Origin of the sequence: Micromonospora sp. NPDC001898 (assembly GCF_042891255.1) — a bacterium.
Taxonomy (GTDB): domain Bacteria; phylum Actinomycetota; class Actinomycetes; order Mycobacteriales; family Micromonosporaceae; genus Micromonospora.
On record NZ_JBIATC010000003.1, the window covers coordinates 702,114 to 723,470 of the forward strand.

Sequence of the window (21,357 nt, forward strand, 5' to 3'; positions counted from 1 at the left end):
ATTCACGTCGTCCACCCGAGCGTGCGGATACGATCGGTGCAGGGAACCGGACTCTCGGTGGCGAACGACTTTCGGTGGTGCACATGGACAGCGACCTGGAATACCGGCGGATCGCTCGCCCCACGCAGCGGATCGTCACCGGCCGGGTCGTCCGGCTGCTCGACGGCTATCCCCGCGAGCTGAAGATCGGCCAGCCGGTGCTGGTCGCCGTGGTGACAGCGGCCAGCGTGATGGGCCTGCTGCTGCTGGCGTTGCGTTCCCTGCTGTCCAACGGCGGCGGGGCCCGGCGCAGCTGGAAGGAACTGCGGAAGGGCCCGGAGTTCCTGGTCACCCCGCTGCGGCTGCGCGACTCCGCCGACCAGCTCTGCGAGGTGGAGCTGCACGGGCACCTGCCGCAGAGCGCCCTGCACCCGGCCGACTGGGTGCAGATCACCCTCCGGCCGCAGGACCCGGACCTGCCGCCCCGGGTGGAGCGGATCGTCAACCTCACCACCGGGCAGCTGCTGCGCCCGCGCACCGCCACCCTGTGGAGCCATCTCGGCCCGCCGCTGCTGATCCAGGCCGTGCTGGGGGCGGTGCTGATCGCCGCGATCGCCGTCGCCGTCGTGCTCACCTGACGGGCCTCTGCTCACCTGAGCGACGCCTGGCGGAATTCCGCGCGGCGCGGGCAGCGCGCTACCGGCCGGCGCGGCGCGCCGTCGCGGCCTCCACACGCCTGCCAATTCACGGAATCAGCGTGACCATGGGTCCAGCGTGACGTGGGGCCAGGGGTGGGAAGGAGCTGCGGTTTCCGGCGGGCCGGGGGCGGGCACCGGGGTGCCATGTTTGAGGGATTCGCGTTGGAGGAGATCGACGTCGGAGAGGTGCGGCTGCGGGTGCGTCACGGCGGGTCGGGACCGCCGGTGGTGCTGCTGCACGGCCACCCGCGCACCCACGCCACGTGGCACCGGGTCGCGCCGCTGCTGGCCCGGGAGCACACCGTGATCTGCCCGGACCTGCGGGGCTACGGAGGCTCGTCGAAGCCGCCGAGCGACCCCGGGCACACCACGTACGCCAAGCGGGCGATGGCCCGCGACGTGGTCGGCCTGCTCGACGCGCTCGGCCACGACCGCGCGGCGGTGGTCGGGCATGACCGGGGCTGTTACGTGGCGATGCGTACGGCGCTGGACCACCCCGGCCGGGTGAGCCGGCTGGGTGTGCTCGACGGGGTGCCGATCGGCGAGGCCCTGGCCCGCGCCGACGCCCGGTTCGCGGCCCGCTGGTGGCACTGGTTCTTCCTCGGCCAGTCGGACAAGCCGGCGGAGCGGGTGATCACCGCCGACCCGGACGCCTGGTACGGCGGCTCGCCGGCCGTCATGGGCGCGGAGGCGTACGCCGACTACCGCCGGGCGATCCACGACCCGGCGACGGTGCACGCGATGTGCGAGGACTACCGGGCCGGGCTCGGCCCGGACCGGGCGGCCGACGACGCCGACCGGGCCGCCGGGCGGCGGATCGCCTGCCCGGTGCTGTTCTGCTGGTCGGAGCGGGACGACATGGTCGACCTGTACGGCGACCCGGCGGCGATCTGGCGGGACTGGGCCGACGACGTACGGGGCGCCTCGATCGACTCGGGCCACCACATGGCCGAGGAGGCCCCGGAGCAGCTCGCCGCCACGTTGGCCACCTTCCTCGCCGGCTGACAGGCACCCCCGGGTGGGTCGGCTCTGGCGGGGCGAGACGGTCAGCCGCGCCCGCCCGGGCGGCCCCGGTGGGTGTCGGCGGCGGTCAGCCGACCGGGGCCAGCGGGCGGTCCGGCTCGGGTGCGGTGCGCAGCATGCCCCGCCGGGCTGCCCAGCGCTCGAAGAACAGGGTCGCGAACGGCGGGACGGCGCACGCCAGCGCCACGACGGTGGGCCACAGCCGCCACCGCTGCAGCCGGGCCACGGCCAGCACCAGCAGGCCGTACAGGACGAACAGCCCGCCGTGGATCGGCCCGAAGATCTTCACCCCGATCTCGTTGTCCGGCGGCCCGTACTTGACCGCCATGCCGATCAGCAGGGCCAGCCAGGAGCAGGCTTCGGCGATCGCCGCCGCCACGAACAACTTGGTGATCTTCTCGCGCATCGTCACTCCCCCACCGGTTGCCGGCCATGCTAACCAGACCGGCCGGCCGATCCGGGCAGCGACGGGCAGACGCGACGGGAATCACGCGGGCCCCGGCGGGGTACGTGTAGGGACCTTCGGGTCTTCCCCGGCCCGCGCCGCCGTGCGAGGTTGGGGGGACCAACGGTGACAAGGTGGTGACCATGGGCGAGGACGTCGGCGTACGGACATTCACCCGCGAGGACCGGGCCAGCTATCGCGAGAAGGTGCGGCGGTGCCTGGACGTCTTCGCCGAGATGCTTCGGGAGTCCCGGTTCGACGTCGAGCGGCCGATGACCGGGGTGGAGATCGAGCTGAACCTGGTCGACGACGACTCGATGCCGGCGATGCGCAATTCGGAGGTGCTGACCGCCATCGAGGATCCGAGCTTCCAGACCGAGCTGGGGCAGTTCAACATCGAGATCAACGTCGCGCCACGCCGGCTGGCCGGCACCGGCACCGCCGCGTTCGAGGAGCACATCCGGGCCAGCCTGAACGCCGCCGAGACGAAGGCCCGTGGCGTCGGCGCGCACATGGTGATGATCGGCATCCTGCCGACGCTGCGCCCGGAGCACCTCACCGCCGCGACCCTGTCGGCCAACCCGCGCTACGAGCTGCTCAACGAGCAGATCTTCGCCGCCCGCGGCGAGGACCTGCGGATCTCGATCAGCGGGGTCGAGCGGCTCGGGGTCACCGCCGACACCATCACCCCCGAGGCGGCCTGCACCAGCACCCAGTTCCACCTCCAGGTCAGCCCGGCCCAGTTCGCCGACTACTGGAACGCCGCCCAGGCGATCGCCGGCATCCAGGTCGCCCTCGGCGCGAACTCGCCGCTGTTCTTCGGCCGGGAGCTGTGGCGCGAGACCCGCATCCCGCTGTTCCAGCAGGCCACCGACACTCGGGCGGAGGAGATCAAGGCCCAGGGGGTACGCCCGCGGGTGTGGTTCGGCGAGCGGTGGATCACCACGGTGTTCGACCTGTTCGAGGAGAACGTCCGCTACTTCCCCGCGCTGCTGCCGGTGTGCGACCCGGAGGACCCGGCCGAGGCTCTCGCCCGTGGTGACGTGCCGAAGCTCGCCGAGCTGCGGCTGCACAACGGCACCGTCTACCGCTGGAACCGCCCGGTGTACGACGTGTTCAAGGGCCGCCCGCACCTGCGGGTGGAGAACCGGGTGCTGCCCGCCGGCCCGACGGTGCTGGACACCGTGGCCAACGGCGCCTTCTATTTCGGGCTGGTGCGTGCCCTCGCCGAGTCGGACCGGCCAGTGTGGTCGCAGATGTCGTTCAGCGCCGCCGAGGAGAACTTCACCAGCGGCGCCCGGCACGGCATCGACGCCCAGGTGTTCTGGCCCGGCCTGGGGTACCTGCCCGTCACCGAGCTGGTGCTGCGCCGGCTGCTGCCGCTGGCCCATCACGGGCTGGACCGGTGGGGCCTGGACCCGGCCGAGCGGGACCGGCTGCTCGGCATCATCGAGCAGCGCTGCCTGACCGGCCGTAACGGGGCCACCTGGCAGGTGGAGACGCTGCACCGGCTGGAGTCCGCCGACCACCTGGACCGGCCGGCGGCGCTGCGCGAGGTGGTCCGGCACTACGTGGACCTGATGCACAGCAACCGCCCTGTCCACGAGTGGCCGATCCCCTGACCGCCCGGGCCCCACTACGGGCGCGGCGACCGGCGGCTCGGCGCGCCCAGCGGCGAGGAGACCTTCGAGTACGGGCTGGGCCTCATCGTCGAGGGGATCCGCGCCCGCCTGACCGCCGCCCCGACGGCCCCGTCGCCGCGTCCGACCGACTGACAATCGGCCCAGCCTATTGACAGTCGATAGGTTGCGAGTGATAGTCGATGCATGTTGACGGAGCATCGAGCGGTGGGTCCGCTCAGAGTCTTCCTGGTGCTGCTGTTCGGGATCCTGGTCATGTTCCAGACCCTCTCGCTGCCCGGGCAGTTCGCGCACATGGCCGAGGAGTCCCCGAACGATGCCTACCTCAGGTGGCCGATGACCGCCGTCTCGGTGTTCTGGGTGCTGTGCATCCAGGTCGTGATCGTGTCCACCTGGAAGTTGCTCACCCTGGTCAAGCGCGACCGCATCTTCAGCGACGCCGCCCTGGCCTGGGTGGACGCGATCGTGTGGGCGATCGCCGCCGCGTGGGTGGTGCTGCTGGGCGTGTTCCTCTACTTCGGCATCAACGCCTCAGACCCCGGGCTGCCGGTCCTGCTGTTCCTGATGCTGGTGGGTGTCGCCGTGCTGGGGCTCCTGATGGTGGTGATGCGGGCTCTGCTGCGGCAGGCCACCACACTGCGTACCGACATGGAAGCGGTGATCTGATGCCCATCGTCGTCCGCATCGACGTCGAGCTGGCGAAACGCAAGATGAGCGTCGGTGAGTTCGCCGAACGCGTCGGGCTCACACCGGCGAACGTGGCGGTGCTGAAGAACGGTCGCGCCAAGGCCGTTCGGTTCAGCACCCTGGAGGCCATGTGCCGGGTGCTCGACTGCCAGCCGGGTGACCTGCTCGAATGGGTCGAGGAATGAGGAGACCGATGAAGTACCTCGTCGCCGTCCTCGCCGTCGCGATCGGTGTCGCCGGCGTCGTGCTCGGGGAGGCCGACGACTCGCCGGGCCTCCAACTCCTGGGCGTCGTGCTCATCGTCGGCGCGGTCACGTTCGGCGTGCGGACGGCCCGACGCGGCAGGTAGCGGCACTACGCGGCCGGCACTGGTCGTCCAGCACGCCCACGGTGCTGCTGGACGACGTCTCCGGGGAGGCCGCGCTCAGCCCTCCCCCGTTGACGGGGCCTCGGGGCCGTCGATCACGGCGTCGGCGTGGAACACGACGCCACCGAGAACGTCCCGGACGTCGCGCCGGCGGCCGAGCTGCGCCCCGGCGAAGGTGACGTCGCCGTGGAACGAGGCGCGCCCCTCGGCACCGCCGAGCCGGAAGGCGGCCCCGGCGAACGTGCTCGCGTCGAAGCGGGTGGCACCGTGGAACTGGGCACCCGTGAAGTCCGCGTGACCGACCTGGCACCCGCTGAGGTCGAGGTCGACCAGCGTCGCGCCGCACAGCGGCAGGTCCGTGCCCGGCCAGTGCCGTCTTCCCGCCCCGCCCGCCCCGACGGGTACCGGACGCAGCCGCTCGGCGAGCAGCCGCTGGGCGTCGCGCCGAAGCTGGATCTCCCCCGCCTGGGAGGGAGTCAGCTCGCCGGTCACGTCGAACGGCAGTGGCACCCGCAGGTACGCGCACACGGCGTCGACCACACGCTGGCGCAGCTCCGGCCGCGCGTCACCGAGGTCGCCGAGGGCCCGCAGCCCCGCGCGGCGGACGTCGGGATCGTGGTCGGCGAACTGACGGGCGTAGGGCGCGACGGAACCATCGGCGACGAGCACGCTCGTGCCGTCCGGCCCGGACGCCGACACCCAGCCGAGGGGCCAGCGCGCCGGCTCGTCGCCGGCCGTGCCGGCCCACCGGGCACCGTCGAGGTCGACAGCCGTGCCGGCCCACCGGGCGCCGTCGAGGTCGACGGTCGGCTGGTCGAGGTGCACCGGCCCGCCGAACCAGGCGTCCCGGAACGTCGCGTCCGCGCCGAACCGCGCCTTGCAGAACCAGGCGGGGCCGTCGAAGCGCACGCCCCGGAACGTCACGGCCCCGACGAACCGGGCTCCGTCGCCGCCCTCCTCCCAGCCCTGGTAGTCGCCCATCAGGACGGCGACGGGCCAGCCCGGGTCGTCCTCGTTCGGCTCGTCCCACGGCGCGGGTCGGACGTCCTCGACGGCGTCCCAGGCCGGATCGTCCTCCCACAGTTCCTCCTCGCCCCGCCCGAACCAGGCCATCGCGGCGAAGGTGACCCGCTCGAAGCTGGCCGGCCCACGGAACCGGGCCCGCCCGAACACGGCGTCGGCGGCGAACCGGGCGTCGGCGAACCGGGCCTGGCCGTGGAAGACGGCACGGGCGAAGACCGCGTCCCCGGTGAACCGGGCGTCGGCGAACGAGGTCACCCCGAGGAACCGGGCGTCGTCGAACCGGGCCCCGGCCAGCTCACACCCGCCGAAATCGGCATCCACGAGGGTCGCACCGGACAGGTCCACGACGACACCCGGCGACGCCCCGCCCGCCCTCGCCCCCGCTCCGGCTCCGGTACGCGCGCCCACCTCGCCCGCCCCGGTACGCGCGCCCGTCTCGCCCGCCCCGGAGGCGACGGGGCGCAGCAGCCCGGCGAGCACCCGCAGGGCCGCCCGCCGCACGGCGACACCCGCGACATCCACTCCGCCCGCGACGTCTACTGCCGACACGGCAGGAGACGTACGCAGATAGGCGCAGATCGCGTCGGCCGCGTCCTGGCGCAGCGCCGGGTCGACCGCGCCGAACTCCGCCAGCCGCCGCAGGGCGTCCTCCCGCTGCGCGCCCGTCGCCCGCGTCACCTGCCGGACGGCGATCCGGAACGCCTCGACGCCCACCTCCCCGACCGGCACGTGCCCCTCCAGCCCCGGTGCGCAGCCCGGCCACCGGCATTCGCCGCCAGGACCCGTCCCCGACGTGCCGACGAAGGATAGCGACGGGCGGTGACAACATCCCGGCACCGTGAAGACCTCCCAGGGCACGCCGCCGCGCGCGTCGATGGTCCGACGGCGCTGGCCGGGTTGGCTCGGCTTCCATACCTCAGTGGCGATGCGAACGCAAGGCGTATGTCGATTGATCGATGGCTTGTATGGTGAGCCCGTCGTCACATACCCCTGGAAGGGAAGTGGACATGCCCAGAATCACCGTTCGCGCCCTCGGCGCCCTCGGCGCGAGCGTGCTCAGCGCAACTCTCGGCATCCTGGCGGTCTCCGCGCCTGCTCAGGCGGCGGCCCGCGATGGAATCTGCGACGCCGGCGAGTTCTGCTACTACTACAACAGCGACCACGCGGGGTCGATCTCCGATCACACCGGATCACTGGCCGACTACGGCTCGGCCCAGCCGGGCTGCTACGAGTTCAAGGGTGCCGGCAGCGGCCAGGGCCTGTGCGTCAAGAACAACGCCGCTTCCGTGTGGAACCGCACCAGCAACACGGTGCGGGTCTACTACAACAGCGACTACGACGCCTCCTACGCCTACCAGAACTTCGCGTCCGGCGCGAAGGCGAACCTGAACGCCACGCTGAAGAACAACAACGCCTCCCACCAGCTGATCTCCGCCGGGACGACCTATCCGGCCAAGGACGACTACCCGTACAAGGGCGCGACCTCGGGCATCGACCCTTGGAACTTCTACAAGGGGCAGTGCACCAGTTTCGCTGCCTGGGCGGTGCGGAGCCGCGTCGGCGTGCCCTTCCACAACCAGTACGGGGGCCAGGCCCGGTGGGGTAACGCCAAGGAGTGGGTCGCCGCTGCCGGGCGCGCCGGGGTTCCGGTGTACAACAGCCCGAAGGCCGGTGACGTCGCGGTCCGCCTGGGCGGCACCTACGGCCACGTCGCCTTCGTCACCAGCGTGAACGCCAACGGCACCTTCGAAATCGACGAGTACAACTACGTCAACGCGGACAGGTACAGCCACCGGACGGTGTCGGTGGGAACCGCCAACAACCAGTTCTCCAAGTTCATCCGCTTCAAGTGACCTTCCGCCTCGACTGAGATGTGCGGGCACGCCGGCCAACGAGGTGGGCGTGCCCGCGTCGCAGCTGATCGCCGCCGCGTTCTCCGGATGCCCAAGATCGTGACCTGCGGCCCGTAGTAGCGAAATGAGGTTGTACGAGCGCCCGTGATCAGCTTGGGTCAGTTCTCGTGACTGCCTTGGATCAGCTCGTGCGGCCGGATCGCTATCCCCGTTCGTCCCACTACGACCCGGCGTGGTTGCTCGGACTCGACATGGGGCCGAACCCCCTGTGGCTGCTGGAGGATGTCGCCCGGGACCTTGATCTGCGGCCGGGGATGCGGGTGCTCGACCTCGGCTCCGGCAAGGGCGCGACGTCGGTGTTCCTTGCCCGCGAGTACGGCGTTCACGTCGTCGCGGCCGACTGGTGGGTCGGCGCGGACGAGGCGGCGGCCGTCTTCGCCGAGGCCGGCGTCAGCGACCGGGTGGATGCGGTGCGGGCGGAGGCGCACGCCCTGCCCTTCGAGGAGGAGAGCTTCGATGCCATCGTGAGCGTCGACGCCTTCGAGTACTTCGGCACGGCCGACAGCTACCTGCCGTACCTGGTGCGGTTCCTGCGCCCGGGTGGACAGCTGGGTATGGCGACGCCCGCGATGACCCGTGAGATCCGCGAGCTCGGGGCCATCCCCGCCCACATAAAGAAGGTGGTCGGCTGGGAGGCGATCGCCTGGCACACGGCGCAGTGGTGGCGCTTCCACTGGGAGATCACCGAACTGGTGACGGTCACGTCAGCGCGACTGCAACCAGAGGGCTGGCGGGACTGGCTGCTGTGGACCCGGGCAGCTGCCGAGGCGCAGCCGGATGGCCGGGCATCGAACGAGCCCGTGATCGACATGCTCACCGCGGACAACGGCGAGCTTCTCACGTTCGCATTGGTGACCGCGCGCAGGAACTGAAGCCCGTTAGGAGCCGGGTTGGTCGGGCAGTGTCCTGGTGGCTCGGCCATAGGGGACGGGCCACACCCCGCCGGGGCAGCTCGGTCACCGGGTGAGGCCGACGAGCGTCGCCAGCCGCGCCACGCCGGCCGGACCGGGTGCGCCCGCGCCAGCTCGGCGATCACCGTACGCGCCACCGGCCGGCACCGGACCTCCGCCGGCGCGACGCCATCCGCGTCGACCAGCATCCGCCCGGCCGCACGCAGGTCACCGAACCGCAGGTACGCCCGCGCGGCGTCGACCAGGTACGCGGCCCGGTACTCGGCCGGCAGCCGCCGCCACGCCTCCCCTCGTACCACCTGCTCGTGCCGGCCCACCGCTTCCCCGGCCTCCCCCAGCTCGACCGCCGCCACCACCCGGGCCAACTCGACGGCGACCGGCCCGAAGCTGGTCCGGTGCGGGTCGCCACCGGCCCCGAGCGAGGCGGCGTGCCCGGCGGCCCGGTCGGCCAACTCCCCCGCCCGGCCGGCGTCGCCGCACCCGGCGGCGGCCAGAACCCCCACCCCGTCCAGCGGGCTGGCGCTCATCGGCGGCGGGCGGTCCTCGCCGAGCAGCACCAACGGATCGACCCGCAGCACCTCGGCGACCTCCTGGATCACCGCGTACCGGTCCAGCGAGCGGACCCCCCGCTCGAAGCGTGGACGGGGCAACTCCATAGGGGCCGAAGGCAGGTCCCCGACCGGGTGGGGGCATTTGTCAGGTCGCCGCCCGGCTGCCCGGCGCACGGGGCGGCGTAGCGGCAGCCTCCGGGGCATTTGGGCGAACTGGTGGAAGAGCTGGGGTTCGGCGGAACCAAGGCTCCAGGCCCCCGTACGGCGCACCACTACCAGGAGCGCCATTTCCGACGGCACGACTGACCGCGCGGGAGATCTTGGTAAAAAATGGCCCCCGGAGGGGCCAATTCCTTCCATGATCTCCTGCCATCCTGAAACGCGGAACGGAATTCCCGGAAGGTGGATGAACTTCGGGCGGGACCGGACACCTCGCGACTTTGCCGGGGCCCTGCCTCTCCACCAACCACCCAGGCCGGAAACCCTCACGACTTGCCGGGGCCCTGGTCCCGCACGGTTCGGCCCTCCCTCAGCGGCTCCCGTGGACGGCCAACTTCGTTGTGTTGTCCTCGGCAAGGTTGGCCTTCGGCAAGGAGCAGGCCTGCACCGGGGCTTGGCTGCCCCGGAACGCATATAAGAGATGCGCGAAGGGTCACAGCCCCAACTCTCTTCCACATCCAATGGCATGACGAGCTTTCCCCCGAGAGGGCCAACTGGGCCTCTTCGACCTACTTGGATCACCGAATAGGCAACGGGCCGGTTTTGCAGGTAGACACGCTGAGCCGGGATCGTCGAAGGCGAACGCCCGCGTGGCGGCCGAATCCGGCAGATCGACGATGTGCACGGTGCCGCTGAGCTCGACTACCACCCCGACGCGCAGGCGCTCAGGGCCGCACCGACCCGGATCGTGATCGCGGCCGGCGAGGAGACGGCGGGGACGTACACCGCGCGTACGACCGTCGCCACCGCAGCGCTGCTCGGCCAGGAGGCCACGAGCGGCCCGGAACTGCAAGGGCATTGAGATTGTCATCTCTGCCGACAGAGTTCCTGGTTGACGAGGAGAGCCAGTTCTATAATTGCCGCCGGAATACGCTCCGGCCCAACCGGGCCGAGGGGAAACAACCAGTACAAGGATTTGCGTATGCGCCGGGATTCTGCTCTGAACAACGGCGCTGCCGGCGCCCGCCAATCCGCGATCGCCGAGGAACAGGAGTTTCTCGACGTGGCCACGGCCCGGCGCGACAGGCTGGCCGACCACCTGCAGGCCGAGCTCTCGTCAGACGCCCTGGACCCATTGGAACGGGCCCGGCATCGCATGCTCCGCCAACAGTACGAGGAGCTGCGGCGAGCACGGGAAGGGCTGGTCTTCGGCCGCCTCGACGGCCTTGACGGAACCGTGCGACACGTGGGCCGGGTCGGTCTCCGCACCGACGGCGAGGACGGTGAGCCACTGCTGGTGGACTGGCGTGCTCCCGCAGCACGGCCGTTCTACACCGCGACGGCTGTCGACCCACAAGGTCAGGCGCGGCGCCGTCACGTACGCACGGCGGGATCGGTCGTCGTCGGCGTGGACGACGAGCCGCTGGACGGCACCATGACGGCGGAACTCGTCGGTGAAGGCGCTCTACTGGCCGCCCTCGACCAGCGGCGCACCGGCCACATGTCGACGGCGATCTCCACGCTGCAACGCGAACAGGACGACATCATCCGGGCCGAGGCGACCGGCCCGCTGATCGTTCAGGGCGGTCCCGGCACCGGCAAGACCGTCGTAGCTCTGCACCGCGTCGCCTACCTGCTGTTCGCCCACCGAAAGATGGCCGACCAGGCGGTCCTGGTCCTCGGCCCCTCGCCACGGTTCCTCCAGTACATCGCCCAGGTGCTGCCCGCGCTCGGTGAGACCGCCGTCGTGTCGGCGACCTGCGACACTCTGCTGACCGAGATCCGCGTGGGCCGCGACGAGAGTAGGCTTCTCGCCGAGATCAAGGGCCGCGCCCTCTGGCAGCCCGCGCTCGAAAGCTACGTCACGTCGCTGCTGCCCCGGCCCCGTGAGCTGAAGCTGCGCTGGGAGGGCGAGTTCTACGTCATCGCAGCCGCAGCCGTGGCGCAGGCGCTCGCCTCGGCGGTGCAGGGACGTCCGTACCACCGCGCCCGCGCGGCGTTCGCCGAGCAGCTGCACCACCTCCTTGCCGAAGCGGTCGTCGAGCAGCGCGAGGCGCTGATGAACGAGATGGAGGAGGGCTTCGAGGACATCCTCGCCCGCGTCGACAATGACATGAGGCACGACCACCACTTCGGCAGGACGTCCACCGGCAGTGACGTCGACGGATTGCTCTCCGAGGAGGAGATCGAGCAGCTCCGTTATCGTATCGCCGAGAACGCCACCATCGCCCGATTCATCGAGGCATGGTGGCCCACCCGCGACGTCGAGCACCTGTTGCGCGATCTCCTGACCGACCGCACCCTGCTGGCCCGGTTCGCCCCGCAGTTGGCCCCGGAGGAGATCACCGCAGTCTCGGCGGAGCCCGCCCCGTGGGCATCGAGCGACATCCCCCTGCTCGATGCCCTCGCCGACCTGCTGGGCGAGGTCGAAGCGCCGCAACCACAGGGCGAGTTCGTCGCCGACCGCGCTCGCCGTCAGCGCGGCTGGGTGTACGGCCACGTCGTCATCGACGAGGCGCAGGAGCTGTCCGAGATGCAGTGGCAGATGGTGCTGCGGCGCTGTCCCAGTCGTTCCATCACCGCCGTCGGCGACATCGACCAGACGGAGGCAGCGCACCGGCACACCAGTTGGGCACAGGCGGTGCAGGCCGTTTTCGGAGACCGCTGGACCGCCGCCGAACTGACCATCTGCTACCGGACCCCGCGCGAGGTCATGGACCTCACCGGACCGGTGCTGAGGAAGGCCGGCAGCCACAACGCGCCGCCCCGGGCGGTACGCTCCTCCGGCATCGCCCCCTGGGAGCTCAGGATCACGCCCGCCGAGCTTGCCGACGCCGCCGTCCAAGCTGTGCAGGAGCTGCGGCAGCGGTGGTACGGCGGCATGGTCGGGGTGATCGCCCCCGCCGACCGCATCGCCAAACTCCTAGCCATGCTGAGCGACGTGCCGGTGCTCACCGCGACCCAGTCCAAGGGATTGGAATGGGACGCGACGCTACTCATCGACCCCCAGGGCATCGCCGCTGAACCGCGCGGCTGGAACGGTCTCTACGTCGCGCTCACCCGATGCACCCAGGAACTCGGGCAGTTGATGCTCACGTAGCAGTCGCCACGCCTACGGAGAACACACTGACGGTCCGCAGCCACCCGCCGGTCAGGACGGCCGGCCGCCGAACGCCCAGTTGTGCACCTCGATGTCGGCGTACCGGTCCGAGGGCAGCACGGCGCGCGCCTCGTCCGCATCCTCCGCCCGGAGCAGCGCCGCCGTGCCCAGCCAGATGGCGCCGTCGTCGGACAGCAACGGGCCGTACGCGATCAGGCCGTCCCGGTCCGGGCGCACGTCCAGGTCGGCGGCCCGCCCCGCGCCGAGGCCCAGCACCAGGTACCGGTTGCCGCCCGTCCGGCCCCCAGGAAAGTCCCACATAGTGCGCCCCAGCGTGTTGCGCCACCTGCGCAACAGCACATCGCGGTACGCGCCGGCCTGGTAGTTGGGCTCGTCGAAGGCGAAGGCCCGAGCGGCGGCGGAATCGGGCAGGTCCAGGATGTGCACACTGCCCGTGAGCGTGGCACCGTCGGCCGCGAAGGTCGGGCCACGAGCGATCATCTGCGCCGCGTACCGGTCCATGTACGACCAGTGCTCCTGTAGCAGCTCGCTCCGGAGCGCCGCAGAGCCGCGCCGATCCCGGTGGTAGCAGAAGAACTCCATGCCCAGATCCTGCCCGCCGCGCGCCGAACACCGACGCGGAGGGATGCCGCCCCGGGTCACGTGCCGCAGCCGTCGCCGCACAGATGATCGTGGTCGTTCTCCGCCGCTGGCCGCTGGGCCAGGCGGCCGGGGTGCCAGACCCACAGCAGGCAGGTCATGCCCACTCGCCCCTTTGCTCTGCTGCCGTCACCGCAACACCAGCACGATGCCGCTTCATGGCATGGGCCAGCACGAACGGACGGCAGAAGACGCCGCGCACCCCACCGTTGCACAGGGGGCAGCAGAGCAAAGGAGTCGATCCAGGTATCACCAGCAGATCAGCGACGACGCCAGCGCCCAGTACCTGATCTCCCGTTGGGTCGACCTCGCCCGCGGGCTCATCCTGCGGGCTCATCCTGCGGGGTCGACCGTGGCGGTCGAGCGGGACCGACAGCGGGTTCTACGACCAGCCGCGCCTGGTCCGCCGCTTCAAGCGGATCCTCGGCGTCGGCCAGTCCGCCTTCGCCCGCGAAACCGGGGCGACTCTCGCAGCGCCACGGCCCATGACGTCGTACGTCGGCCGTACGCTCCCGGCATGACGAACAGTGAGACGCGCACCCTTGCCGCGCCCGGCGCCGACCTGGTCTACGACGTCCGCGACCCGCTCGCCGCGTCCGCCGGACACCGCACGTTGCTCATGATCGGCCAGCCGATGACCGCCGAGGGCTTCGGCTCGCTCGCCGAGCACTTCACCGACCGCACGGTCATCACGTACGACCCCCGGGGTCTTGGCCGCAGCGCCCGCACCGACGGCCGGACGGACCACACGCCGCAGACCCAGGCGGGCGACCTGCACCTGCTGATCGAGGCGCTCGGCACCGGCCCGGTCGACGTTTTCGCCAGCAGCGGCGGCGCGGTGACCGCGCTCGAACTGGTCGCGTCCCACCCCGGTGACGTCGCCACGCTCGTGGCGCACGAGCCGCCCATCAACGCCGTGCTCCCCGACGCCGCCGCCGCCGACCGCGCCCGGGCCGCCTTCCACGAGGCGTACCAGGCGAAGGGCAACGGCGCCGGGATGGCCGCGTTCATCGCTATGACGGCCTGGCAGGGCGAGTTCACCGACGCCTACTTCGCCCAGCCCGCGCCCGACCCGGCGATGTTCGGCATGCCGACCGACGACGACGGCACCCGCGACGACCCGCTGCTGTCGAAGGCCTCCTGGGCGATCACCGACTACCGCCCCGACGTGCAGGCGCTCACCGCAGCCCCGACCCGGATCGTGATCGCCGTCGGCGAGGAGACGGCGGGGACGTACACCGCGCGTACGGCCGTCGCCACCGCCGCGCTGCTCGGCCAGGAGGCCACGGTGTTTCCGAGCCACCACGGCGGCTTCCTCGGCGGCGACTTCGGCTACGCGGGCAAGCCCGCCGAGTTCGCGGCGCGGCTGCGCGAGGTGCTGGACGCCGGCTGACGGACGCGGGACTTCGGTGTCGGCCCTAGAGCGCCACGATTGCCGCCGTCTCCGCCGGCAGGTCGATCCGGTCCCGGGTCACCGTGACCCCCTCCCCCGTGGCCAGCAGCACCCGACGAGCCATCCCCGGCAACGTGACCCGCTGCGGCTTGGCTGCCAGGTTCGCGACCACCAGCGTCTCCCCCCGCCGCATCACCAGGAACTGGTCCCCGTGCCGGACGTCGACCCGGTCCAGCCGAGGATCGGACAGGTCCGCCCGGCTCTTGCGCAGCGCGATGAGCCGCCGGTGGAACTCGTACATCCCGCGGTGTTCGGGCTTGTTCAGCTCGGCCCAGTCGAGCCGGGAGCGGGCGAAGGTCTGCGGGGCCTGCGGGTCGGGAACATCATCCGAAGTCCACCCGTGCGCGGCGAACTCCCGCCGGCGGCCGGTGGCCACGGCGGTCGCCAGCTCCGGCTCGGGGTGGCTGGTGAAGAACTGCCACGGGGTGCTGGCCGCCCACTCCTCCCCCATGAACAGCATCGGGGTGAACGGCGCGGTGAACAGCAGCGTCGCGCCGACCCGCAGCAGCGCCGGGGAGAGGGTGGCGGAGATCCGGTCGCCGGTGGCCCGGTTGCCGATCTGGTCGTGGTTCTGCAGGTACGCCACGAACCGGTGCCCCGGCACCCGCTGCCGGTCCACCGGCCGGCCGTGGCTGCGGCTGCGAAAGCTGGACCAGGTGCCGGCGTGGAAGAACGCCCCGGTCAGCACCTCCGACAGGCACTCCAGGGAGCCGAAGTCGCCGTAGTAGCCCTGCCGCTCCCCGGTGAGCATGGTGTGCAGGGCGTGGTGGGCGTCGTCGTTCCACTGGGCGTGCAGGCCGTACCCGCCGGCCTCCCGGGGCGTGACGAGCGTCGGGTCGTTGAGGTCGGACTCGGCGATCAGCGACAGCGGCCGGCCCAGATGGGTGGACAGGGTCTCCACCTCCGCCGCGATCTGCTCCAGCAGGTGGGTGGCCCGGGAGTCGGGCATGGCGTGCACGGCGTCGAGCCGCAACCCGTCGACGTGGTAGTCGCGCAGCCACATCAGCACGCTGTCGAGGATGTAGCGGCGCACCCCGTCGGAGTGCGGGCCGTCGAGGTTGACGGTCCGGCCCCAGGCGTTGTCCTGCTCGGTGAGGTACGGCGCGAACATCGGCGCGTAGGCCCCGGAGGGCCCGAAATGGTTGTAGACGACGTCGAGGATCACCCCCAGACCCTTGGCGTGGGCGGCGTCGACGAACCGTTTCAGCCCGTCCGGGCCGCCGTAGGGCTCGTGCGGGGCGTACCAGCAGACCCCGTCGTACCCCCAGTTGTGCTCGCCGTTGAAGGCGTTGACCGGCAGTAGCTCGACCATGTCGACGCCGAGGTCGACGAGGTGGTCGAGGCGGCCGATGGCCGCGTCGAAGGTGCCCTCGGGGGTGAACGTGCCGACGTGCAGCTCGTACAGGACGCTGCCGGGCAACTGCCGGCCGGTCCAGCCGGTGTCGGTCCACTCGAACGCCGCGTGGTCGTAGCGCCGGCTCGGGCCGTGCACCCCCACCGGCTGCCAGGCCGACCGGGGGTCGGGCAGTGCCCGGTCGTCGTCGTCGAGCAGGTAGGCGTAGTCGGTGCCGGGGCCGGCGGCGGGCACCTCGACGCGCCACCAGCCGTCGGGGCCGGCGCGCATCTCGTGGTCGGCGTCGCCGGGCAGGCGCAGTCGGAGGCGGGCGGCCTCCGGCGCCCACACCGTGAACTCGGTCATGACGCAGCCTCCACGAACTCGGCGGTGGGAGCCAGCAGCGCGACGGGACAGGTGGCCAGCAGGTCGGCCAGCGGGGTCTCCCCGCCACCGTAGACCCGGCCGGTGAACAGGTCGGTCAGCTCGTGAACGGGAAGTGACAGGGTGGTGTCGCCCCAGCCGCCGGCGCGGGCCAGCCCGAGCGGCAGCCGGGTGGCGACGGCGACCGCACCGCCCCGGTCGAAGGCGACCGCGTGCGCGGCGGCGGGGCCCCGGGCGGGCACCGGGCGGTAGCCGGTGAACAGCTCCGGGCGGTCGCGACGCAGCCGCAGGGTCCGCGAGACCACGAGCAGCTTCGCCGCCCCTTCGGCGTCCACCGCCGGCTGCCGACCGGCGTCGAGGCGGGCCAGCAGCTCTCGGCGTACGGCGAAGTCGACCGGGCGGCGGTTGTCCGGGTCGACCAGCGAGTTCTCCCACAGCTCGGTGCCCTGGTAGGTGTCGGGCACGCCGGGCATGGCGAGCTGGACGAGCTTCTGCCCGAGGGAGTTGGACCAGCCGGCCGGGGTGATCTCGGCGGCGAACGCGGTCAGCTCGGCGTGCAGCTCCGGGTCGTCGTACATCCGGTCGACCAGGGCGTGCATGGCGTGCTCGAAGCCGGGGTCGGGGTCGGCCCAGCTCGTGGCGACGGACGCCTCCCGGGCGGCCTTCTCGGCGTACGCGTGCAGCCGCTCCCGCTCGATCGGCCACGCCCCGACGGCGGTCTGCCAGAGCAGGTGGGCGAACGCCGGGTCGGGCAGCGGCGCGGCGGCGGTCCACCGGGTGACCAGCTCGGCCCAGCGCTCGGGCAGCTCGGACAGCGCCGCGAGCCGGGCCCTGACGTCCTCGCCGCGTTTGGTGTCGTGGGTGGACAGGGTGGTCATGGCCGCCGGCCAGCGGGCCTGTCGGGCGGCGGCGAACCGGTGGAACTCGGCCAGCGGGGTGCCGAAATGGGCGGGGCTGCCGCCGACCTCGTTGAGGGCGACGAACCGGCTCCACCGGTAGTAGGCGGTGTCCTCGACGCCCTTGGCCATCACCGCGCCGGACAGCTGCGGGAAGCGCTGCCCCAGTTCGTCGTCGGGGTCGCGCAGCCGGCGGGTGACCGCGTCGAGGGCGGCGGTCAGGTCGGGGCGGCGTCGGCCGGCCTCGGAGCGGGCGTCGGCCAGGTGCCGGGCGCCGTGCGGCGGGTAGCCCCGGTAGACCGGGAAGCACGCGGCCAGCTCGGCGAGGGCCGCCCGGGCCTCGGCCGGTTCCAACTCGGGGGCGAGGGCGGCGAGCCGGGTCAGCTCGGCGGCGAGCAGCCGGGTGGCCGCCTCCAGCTTGGTGTCGTGGATCAGGTCCGACCAGGAGGTGCGGTGTCCGGTCAGCCGGGTGTCCAGGGCGGTGAAGTCGCCCTCGGCGGACCCGTCGACGAAGAGGCCGCCGACGGGCGCCAGGGCGTCGTAGCCGGTGGTGCCGTCCACCGGCCAGTCGGGCAGTTCCTCGCCGTACTCAAGGATCTTCTCCACCAGCAGCCACGCGTCGGGGGCGGCGGCGCGCAGCCGGGCCAGGTAGCCGGCCGGGTCGCGCAGCCCGTCGGGGTGGTCGACCCGGATGCCGTCGACCTCGCCGGCCGCCGCCCAGCGCAGCACCTCCGCGTGGGTGGCGGCGAACACCTCCGGGTCCTCCACCCGCAGGCCGGCCAGGTCGGAGACGGCGAAGAACCGGCGGTACGTCAGCTCGCGGTCCCCGCGCCGCCAGGAGACCAGCTCGTAGTGCTGCCGGTCGTGCACCTCGCGGGCGGTCCCGTCGCCGGTGCCGTCGGCGTCGCCGGCCCCTTCGCCGGTTCCCTCGGCGGTGCCGTCGGCGATCGGGAAGCGGTGTTCGTGGTAGCGCAGCTCCCCGTCGACGATCTTGAGGTCGTCGAGGGCGTCCGGGGCGTCGGCGAGCACCGGCAGCAGCAGCCGGCCCCGGTCCCAGTCGATGTCGAACCAGCGCGCGTACGCCGAGGCGCGGCCCCGGCGCAGCACGTCCCACCAGGCGGGGTTGGCCGCCGGCTGGGCCACCCCGGCGTGGTTGGGCACGATGTCGACGACCAGGCCGAGCCCGGCCGCGCGCAGCGCCCGGACCAGCCGGACCCGGCCGGCCTCGCCGCCCAGTTCGGGGTTGACCGTTCGGTGGTCGACCACGTCGTAGCCGTGCGCCGAGCCGGGGGTGGCGGTGAGCAGGGGCGCGCTGTAGAGGTGGGTGACGCCGAGGTCGGCCAGGTAGCCGGCGAGACCGGCGGTGGCGTCGAGGTCGAACCCGGGGCGGACCTGCACCCGGTACGTCGCGCCGACCCGGTCACCGGTCTTCGCTCGTCGGTCACCGGTACGGGTGTCGGGCATCGCTCAGACCATCCTCTCCAGGACCACCAGGGAACGGTCCGGGACGCAGATCGTGCCGCCCGCCTCGACGAGGGTCGGCTTCTCCGGTTCCGGTTCCGCGGTGCTGATCACCAGCTCCCACCGCCGGCCGAACTCCTCCCCGGGCAGGGTGAAGTCCAGCGCGGCGTCGTGGGCGTTGAAGCAGAGCAGGAACGAGGTGTCCCGGTGGCGCTGGCCGTACTGGCCGCGCTCGGGGATGCCGTCGCCGTTGACGAACAGGGCCACCGAGCGGCCGAAGTCGTTGCCCCAGTCCTCGCCGGTCATCTCCCGACCGTCGGGGGTGTACCAGGCCAGGTCGGGCAGGCCCGAGCCGGCGGCCCGGCCGCCCACCGGCAGGCCGGTGAAGAACCGGCGGCGGCGGAACACCTGGTGGCTGCGGCGGAACTCGACGAGCCGCCGGACGAAGCTCAGCAGCGCCTCGTCGGCGTCGTCCCAGTCGACCCAGGCCAGCTCGCTGTCCTGGCAGTACGCGTTGTTGTTGCCGCGCTGGGTGCGGCCCAGCTCGTCGCCGTGGCCGATCATCGGCACGCCCTGGGAGAGGATCAGGGTGGCCAGGAAGTTGCGCCGCTGCCGCTGCCGCAGGGCCAGCACGCCCGGGTCGTCGGTCTCCCCCTCGACGCCGCAGTTCCAGGACCGGTTGTGGCCCTCGCCGTCCCGGTTGTCCTCGCCGTTGGCCTCGTTGTGCTTGTCGTTGTAGGACACCAGGTCGTTGAGGGTGAACCCGTCGTGGCAGGTGACGAAGTTGATGCTGTGGAAGGGACGGCGGCCGTCGTCCTGGTACAGGTCGGCGGAGCCGGAGATCCGGGAGGCGAACTCGGCGAGGGTGGCCGGCTCGCCGCGCCAGAAGTCCCGCACCGTGTCGCGGTACTTGCCGTTCCACTCGGTCCACACCGGCGGGAAGTTGCCCACCTGGTAGCCGCCGGGGCCGACGTCCCACGGCTCGGCGATCAGCTTGACCTGGCTGACCACCGGGTCCTGCTGGACCACCTCGAAGAAGGTGGAGAGGCGGTCGACCTCGTAGAACTCGCGGGCCAGGGTGGCGGCCAGGTCGAAGCGGAACCCGTCGACGTGCATCTCGGTCACCCAGTAGCGCAGCGAGTCCATGATCAGTTGGAGGGAGTGGGGGCTGCGCACGTTGAGGCTGTTGCCGGTGCCGGTGTAGTCGACGAAGTACCGGCGATCCTCCTCCGAGAGCCGGTAGTAGCTGGGGTTGTCGACGCCCTTGAAGCTCAGCGTCGGGCCCAGGTGGTTGCCCTCGGCGGTGTGGTTGTAGACCACGTCGAGGATGACCTCGATGCCGGCGGCGTGCAGCGCCCTGACCATGCCCCGGAACTCCTGCACCTGCTGGCCGAGGTGGCCCAGCGCGGAGTAGCCGTGGTGCGGGGCGAAGAAGCCGATGGTGTTGTAGCCCCAGTAGTTGCGCATTCCCAGGTCGGCCAGCCGGTGGTCGTGGACGAACTGGTGCACCGGCATCAGCTCGACGGCGGTGATCCCGAGCTGCTGGAAGTACTCGATCATGACCGGGGAGGCGATCGCCGCGTACGTGCCGCGCAGCTCCTCCGGGATGCCGGGGTGGCGCATGGTCAGCCCGCGCACGTGGGCCTCGTAGATCACCGAGTGGTGGTACGGGGTGCGCGGCGGCCGGTCGTTGCCCCAGTCGAAGTACGGGTTGACCACCACCGACTTGGGCATGAACGGCGCCGAGTCGGTCTCGGACATCCGGTCCGGGTCGCCCAGCTCGTAGTCGTAGACGGCCGCGTTCCACTGCACGTCCCCGTCGACGGCCTTGGCGTACGGGTCGAGCAGGAGCTTGTGCGGGTTGCAGCGCGGCCCGTCGGCCGGGTTCCACGGGCCGTGGACCCGGTAGCCGTACCGCTGCCCCGGTTCGATGCCGGGGATGTACGCGTGCCAGACGTACGCGTCGACCTCGCGCAGCTCGACGCGGCGCTCCGCCCCGGTGTCCCACTCGTCGAACAGGCAGAGCTCGACCCGCTCGGCCACCTCCGAGAAGATCGCGAAGTTGGTGCCCATCCCGTCGTAGGTCGCCCCCAGGGGGTACCGCTCGCCCGGCCAGACCTGCATGTCGCTCCTCAGCCCATGATGATGAACGCCCCTACCGGGCGGCCCGGCGAGCGCACGCCGCTAATGCCCCGCCGCAGGTCCGCCCAATCCACCGTTTCGTGCCGTGAACCAAAATCCACCCTCCTGATACCGGGCGCACGTTTGGGTGGCGTCCGTCACCTTGGGCCCTCTCAGGATGCGGTTCGGCCCCGGATGCCCTTTCCTTGATGCGGAGGCGTGCGCCCGCGCATGCCGCCACTCGGCCCTCGGCCACCCCACCACTTCCCTTTTCGCCGCCACCGATGCCGGCGCGTTCCACCATGCATGGACGGAGTTTGATGTGATGACCCTGCGGGCCGGCGAGCAAACCGCCACCGCCACGGACCGGACCTGCCGGGCCGTGCCCACCTCCCGGCCTTTGGTCCCGCAGTCCGCCGGGGCCGGGGTGCCCCCGCAGACCCGCCGCATCCTGATGTTGTCGTGGGAGTACCCGCCGGTGCTCGTCGGCGGCCTAGGCCGCCACGTCCACGCCCTCTCCGTCGCCCTCGCCACCGCCGGCCACGACGTCACC

18 protein-coding genes are annotated in these 21,357 nt (G+C 71.9%); 12 read left to right on the forward strand and 6 right to left on the reverse strand.

Annotated features, from left to right (window positions below; translation table 11 throughout):
- Positions 1 to 74 precede the first annotated feature (74 nt).
- Together ACFYZF_RS11055 and ACFYZF_RS11060 are read left to right on the forward strand one after the other, a co-directional pair.
- On the forward strand, positions 75 to 617 hold the full coding sequence (locus ACFYZF_RS11055) for a hypothetical protein (protein ID WP_387018295.1): 543 nt from the start codon (positions 75 to 77) through the stop codon (positions 615 to 617).
- 204 nt (positions 618 to 821) lie between these two features.
- On the forward strand, positions 822 to 1,682 hold the full coding sequence (locus ACFYZF_RS11060) for an alpha/beta fold hydrolase (RefSeq protein WP_387018297.1): 861 nt from the start codon (positions 822 to 824) through the stop codon (positions 1,680 to 1,682).
- 85 nt (positions 1,683 to 1,767) lie between these two features.
- On the opposite strand, the gene ACFYZF_RS11065 is transcribed toward ACFYZF_RS11060, so the two are convergent.
- The gene (locus tag ACFYZF_RS11065) at positions 1,768 to 2,106 is read right to left on the reverse strand and encodes a DUF3817 domain-containing protein (RefSeq protein WP_387018300.1); all 339 of its coding nucleotides are present in this window, start codon (positions 2,104 to 2,106) and stop codon (positions 1,768 to 1,770) included.
- Positions 2,107 to 2,288: 182 nt separating this feature from the next.
- Between ACFYZF_RS11065 and ACFYZF_RS11070 the strand changes: the two genes are divergently transcribed.
- From ACFYZF_RS11070 to ACFYZF_RS11085, 4 genes are all read left to right on the forward strand, one after another.
- Positions 2,289 to 3,767 carry a glutamate--cysteine ligase gene (locus tag ACFYZF_RS11070; protein WP_387018302.1) on the forward strand — a complete coding sequence of 493 codons (1,479 nt, stop codon included), beginning with the start codon at positions 2,289 to 2,291 and terminating at the stop codon, positions 3,765 to 3,767.
- Positions 3,768 to 3,992: 225 nt separating this feature from the next.
- Complete coding sequence (locus tag ACFYZF_RS11075) at positions 3,993 to 4,451, forward strand: DUF2975 domain-containing protein (protein WP_387018305.1); 459 nt, start codon at positions 3,993 to 3,995, stop codon at positions 4,449 to 4,451.
- Positions 4,451 to 4,657: a helix-turn-helix transcriptional regulator gene (locus ACFYZF_RS11080; RefSeq protein WP_091094605.1), complete on the forward strand. Its 207-nt coding sequence runs from the start codon at positions 4,451 to 4,453 to the stop codon at positions 4,655 to 4,657. Before ACFYZF_RS11075 ends, ACFYZF_RS11080 begins: the two co-directional genes overlap by 1 nt.
- Before the next feature lie 8 nt (positions 4,658 to 4,665).
- The gene (locus ACFYZF_RS11085; protein WP_387018308.1) at positions 4,666 to 4,821 is read left to right on the forward strand and encodes a hypothetical protein; all 156 of its coding nucleotides are present in this window, start codon (positions 4,666 to 4,668) and stop codon (positions 4,819 to 4,821) included.
- Positions 4,822 to 4,896: 75 nt separating this feature from the next.
- On the opposite strand, the gene ACFYZF_RS11090 is transcribed toward ACFYZF_RS11085, so the two are convergent.
- Positions 4,897 to 6,591 carry a pentapeptide repeat-containing protein gene (locus ACFYZF_RS11090; RefSeq protein ID WP_387018311.1) on the reverse strand — a complete coding sequence of 565 codons (1,695 nt, stop codon included), beginning with the start codon at positions 6,589 to 6,591 and terminating at the stop codon, positions 4,897 to 4,899.
- A 278-nt stretch (positions 6,592 to 6,869) separates the two neighbouring features.
- On the opposite strand from ACFYZF_RS11090, the gene ACFYZF_RS11095 reads away from it, so the two are divergent.
- The 4 genes from ACFYZF_RS11095 (at position 6,870) to ACFYZF_RS11110 (ending at position 12,496) form a co-directional block, all read left to right on the forward strand.
- Positions 6,870 to 7,715 (forward strand): CHAP domain-containing protein, encoded by an 846-nt coding sequence (locus tag ACFYZF_RS11095; protein ID WP_387018314.1) that lies wholly within the window; start codon positions 6,870 to 6,872, stop codon positions 7,713 to 7,715.
- 176 nt (positions 7,716 to 7,891) lie between these two features.
- Entirely contained in the window at positions 7,892 to 8,647 is a 756-nt protein-coding gene (locus ACFYZF_RS11100) for an SAM-dependent methyltransferase (protein ID WP_387018316.1), read from the forward strand.
- A gap of 1,428 nt (positions 8,648 to 10,075) precedes the next feature.
- Positions 10,076 to 10,258: a hypothetical protein gene (locus ACFYZF_RS11105; protein WP_387018317.1), complete on the forward strand. Its 183-nt coding sequence runs from the start codon at positions 10,076 to 10,078 to the stop codon at positions 10,256 to 10,258.
- Positions 10,259 to 10,288: 30 nt separating this feature from the next.
- Entirely contained in the window at positions 10,289 to 12,496 is a 2,208-nt protein-coding gene (locus ACFYZF_RS11110) for a HelD family protein (RefSeq protein WP_387018320.1), read from the forward strand.
- A 51-nt stretch (positions 12,497 to 12,547) separates the two neighbouring features.
- Here ACFYZF_RS11110 and ACFYZF_RS11115 read toward each other — a convergent pair whose 3' ends face one another.
- A complete protein-coding gene (locus ACFYZF_RS11115) occupies positions 12,548 to 13,099 on the reverse strand; it encodes a YciI family protein (RefSeq protein WP_387018322.1) in 552 nt (183 codons plus the stop codon).
- 574 nt (positions 13,100 to 13,673) lie between these two features.
- Here ACFYZF_RS11115 and ACFYZF_RS11120 point away from each other — a divergent pair.
- The gene (locus ACFYZF_RS11120) at positions 13,674 to 14,549 is read left to right on the forward strand and encodes an alpha/beta fold hydrolase (RefSeq protein WP_387018325.1); all 876 of its coding nucleotides are present in this window, start codon (positions 13,674 to 13,676) and stop codon (positions 14,547 to 14,549) included.
- Positions 14,550 to 14,574: 25 nt separating this feature from the next.
- On the opposite strand, the gene treZ is transcribed toward ACFYZF_RS11120, so the two are convergent.
- The 3 genes from treZ to glgX are packed head-to-tail and all read right to left on the reverse strand — an operon-like array spanning position 14,575 to position 20,807.
- Complete coding sequence (gene treZ / locus ACFYZF_RS11125; RefSeq protein ID WP_387018328.1) at positions 14,575 to 16,308, reverse strand: malto-oligosyltrehalose trehalohydrolase; 1,734 nt, start codon at positions 16,306 to 16,308, stop codon at positions 14,575 to 14,577.
- Positions 16,305 to 18,686, reverse strand: a complete 2,382-nt coding sequence (gene treY, locus ACFYZF_RS11130; RefSeq protein WP_387018331.1) for a malto-oligosyltrehalose synthase — start codon at positions 18,684 to 18,686, stop codon at positions 16,305 to 16,307. The genes treZ and treY overlap by 4 nt, the downstream gene beginning before the upstream one ends.
- Before the next feature lie 3 nt (positions 18,687 to 18,689).
- Complete coding sequence (glgX, locus tag ACFYZF_RS11135) at positions 18,690 to 20,807, reverse strand: glycogen debranching protein GlgX (protein ID WP_387018334.1); 2,118 nt, start codon at positions 20,805 to 20,807, stop codon at positions 18,690 to 18,692.
- Positions 20,808 to 21,126: 319 nt separating this feature from the next.
- Here glgX and ACFYZF_RS11140 point away from each other — a divergent pair.
- Positions 21,127 to 21,357: glycogen/starch synthase (locus tag ACFYZF_RS11140; protein WP_387018337.1), on the forward strand; the 231-nt coding region annotated here is incomplete at its 3' end.

Bases quoted from the DNA above. Each gene is read 5' to 3' on its own strand.
- treY (WP_387018331.1), bottom strand. From the start codon at position 18,686: ATGCCCGACACCCGTACCGGTGACCGACGAGCGAAGACCGGTGACCGG.
- ACFYZF_RS11080 (WP_091094605.1), top strand. From the start codon at position 4,451: ATGCCCATCGTCGTCCGCATCGACGTCGAGCTGGCGAAACGCAAGATG.
- ACFYZF_RS11120 (WP_387018325.1), top strand. From the start codon at position 13,674: ATGACGAACAGTGAGACGCGCACCCTTGCCGCGCCCGGCGCCGACCTG.
- glgX (WP_387018334.1), bottom strand. From the start codon at position 20,807: ATGCAGGTCTGGCCGGGCGAGCGGTACCCCCTGGGGGCGACCTACGAC.
- treZ (WP_387018328.1), bottom strand. From the start codon at position 16,308: ATGACCGAGTTCACGGTGTGGGCGCCGGAGGCCGCCCGCCTCCGACTG.
- ACFYZF_RS11115 (WP_387018322.1), bottom strand. From the start codon at position 13,099: ATGGAGTTCTTCTGCTACCACCGGGATCGGCGCGGCTCTGCGGCGCTC.
- ACFYZF_RS11070 (WP_387018302.1), top strand. From the start codon at position 2,289: ATGGGCGAGGACGTCGGCGTACGGACATTCACCCGCGAGGACCGGGCC.
- ACFYZF_RS11085 (WP_387018308.1), top strand. From the start codon at position 4,666: ATGAAGTACCTCGTCGCCGTCCTCGCCGTCGCGATCGGTGTCGCCGGC.
- ACFYZF_RS11060 (WP_387018297.1), top strand. From the start codon at position 822: ATGTTTGAGGGATTCGCGTTGGAGGAGATCGACGTCGGAGAGGTGCGG.
- ACFYZF_RS11095 (WP_387018314.1), top strand. From the start codon at position 6,870: ATGCCCAGAATCACCGTTCGCGCCCTCGGCGCCCTCGGCGCGAGCGTG.
- ACFYZF_RS11065 (WP_387018300.1), bottom strand. From the start codon at position 2,106: ATGCGCGAGAAGATCACCAAGTTGTTCGTGGCGGCGGCGATCGCCGAA.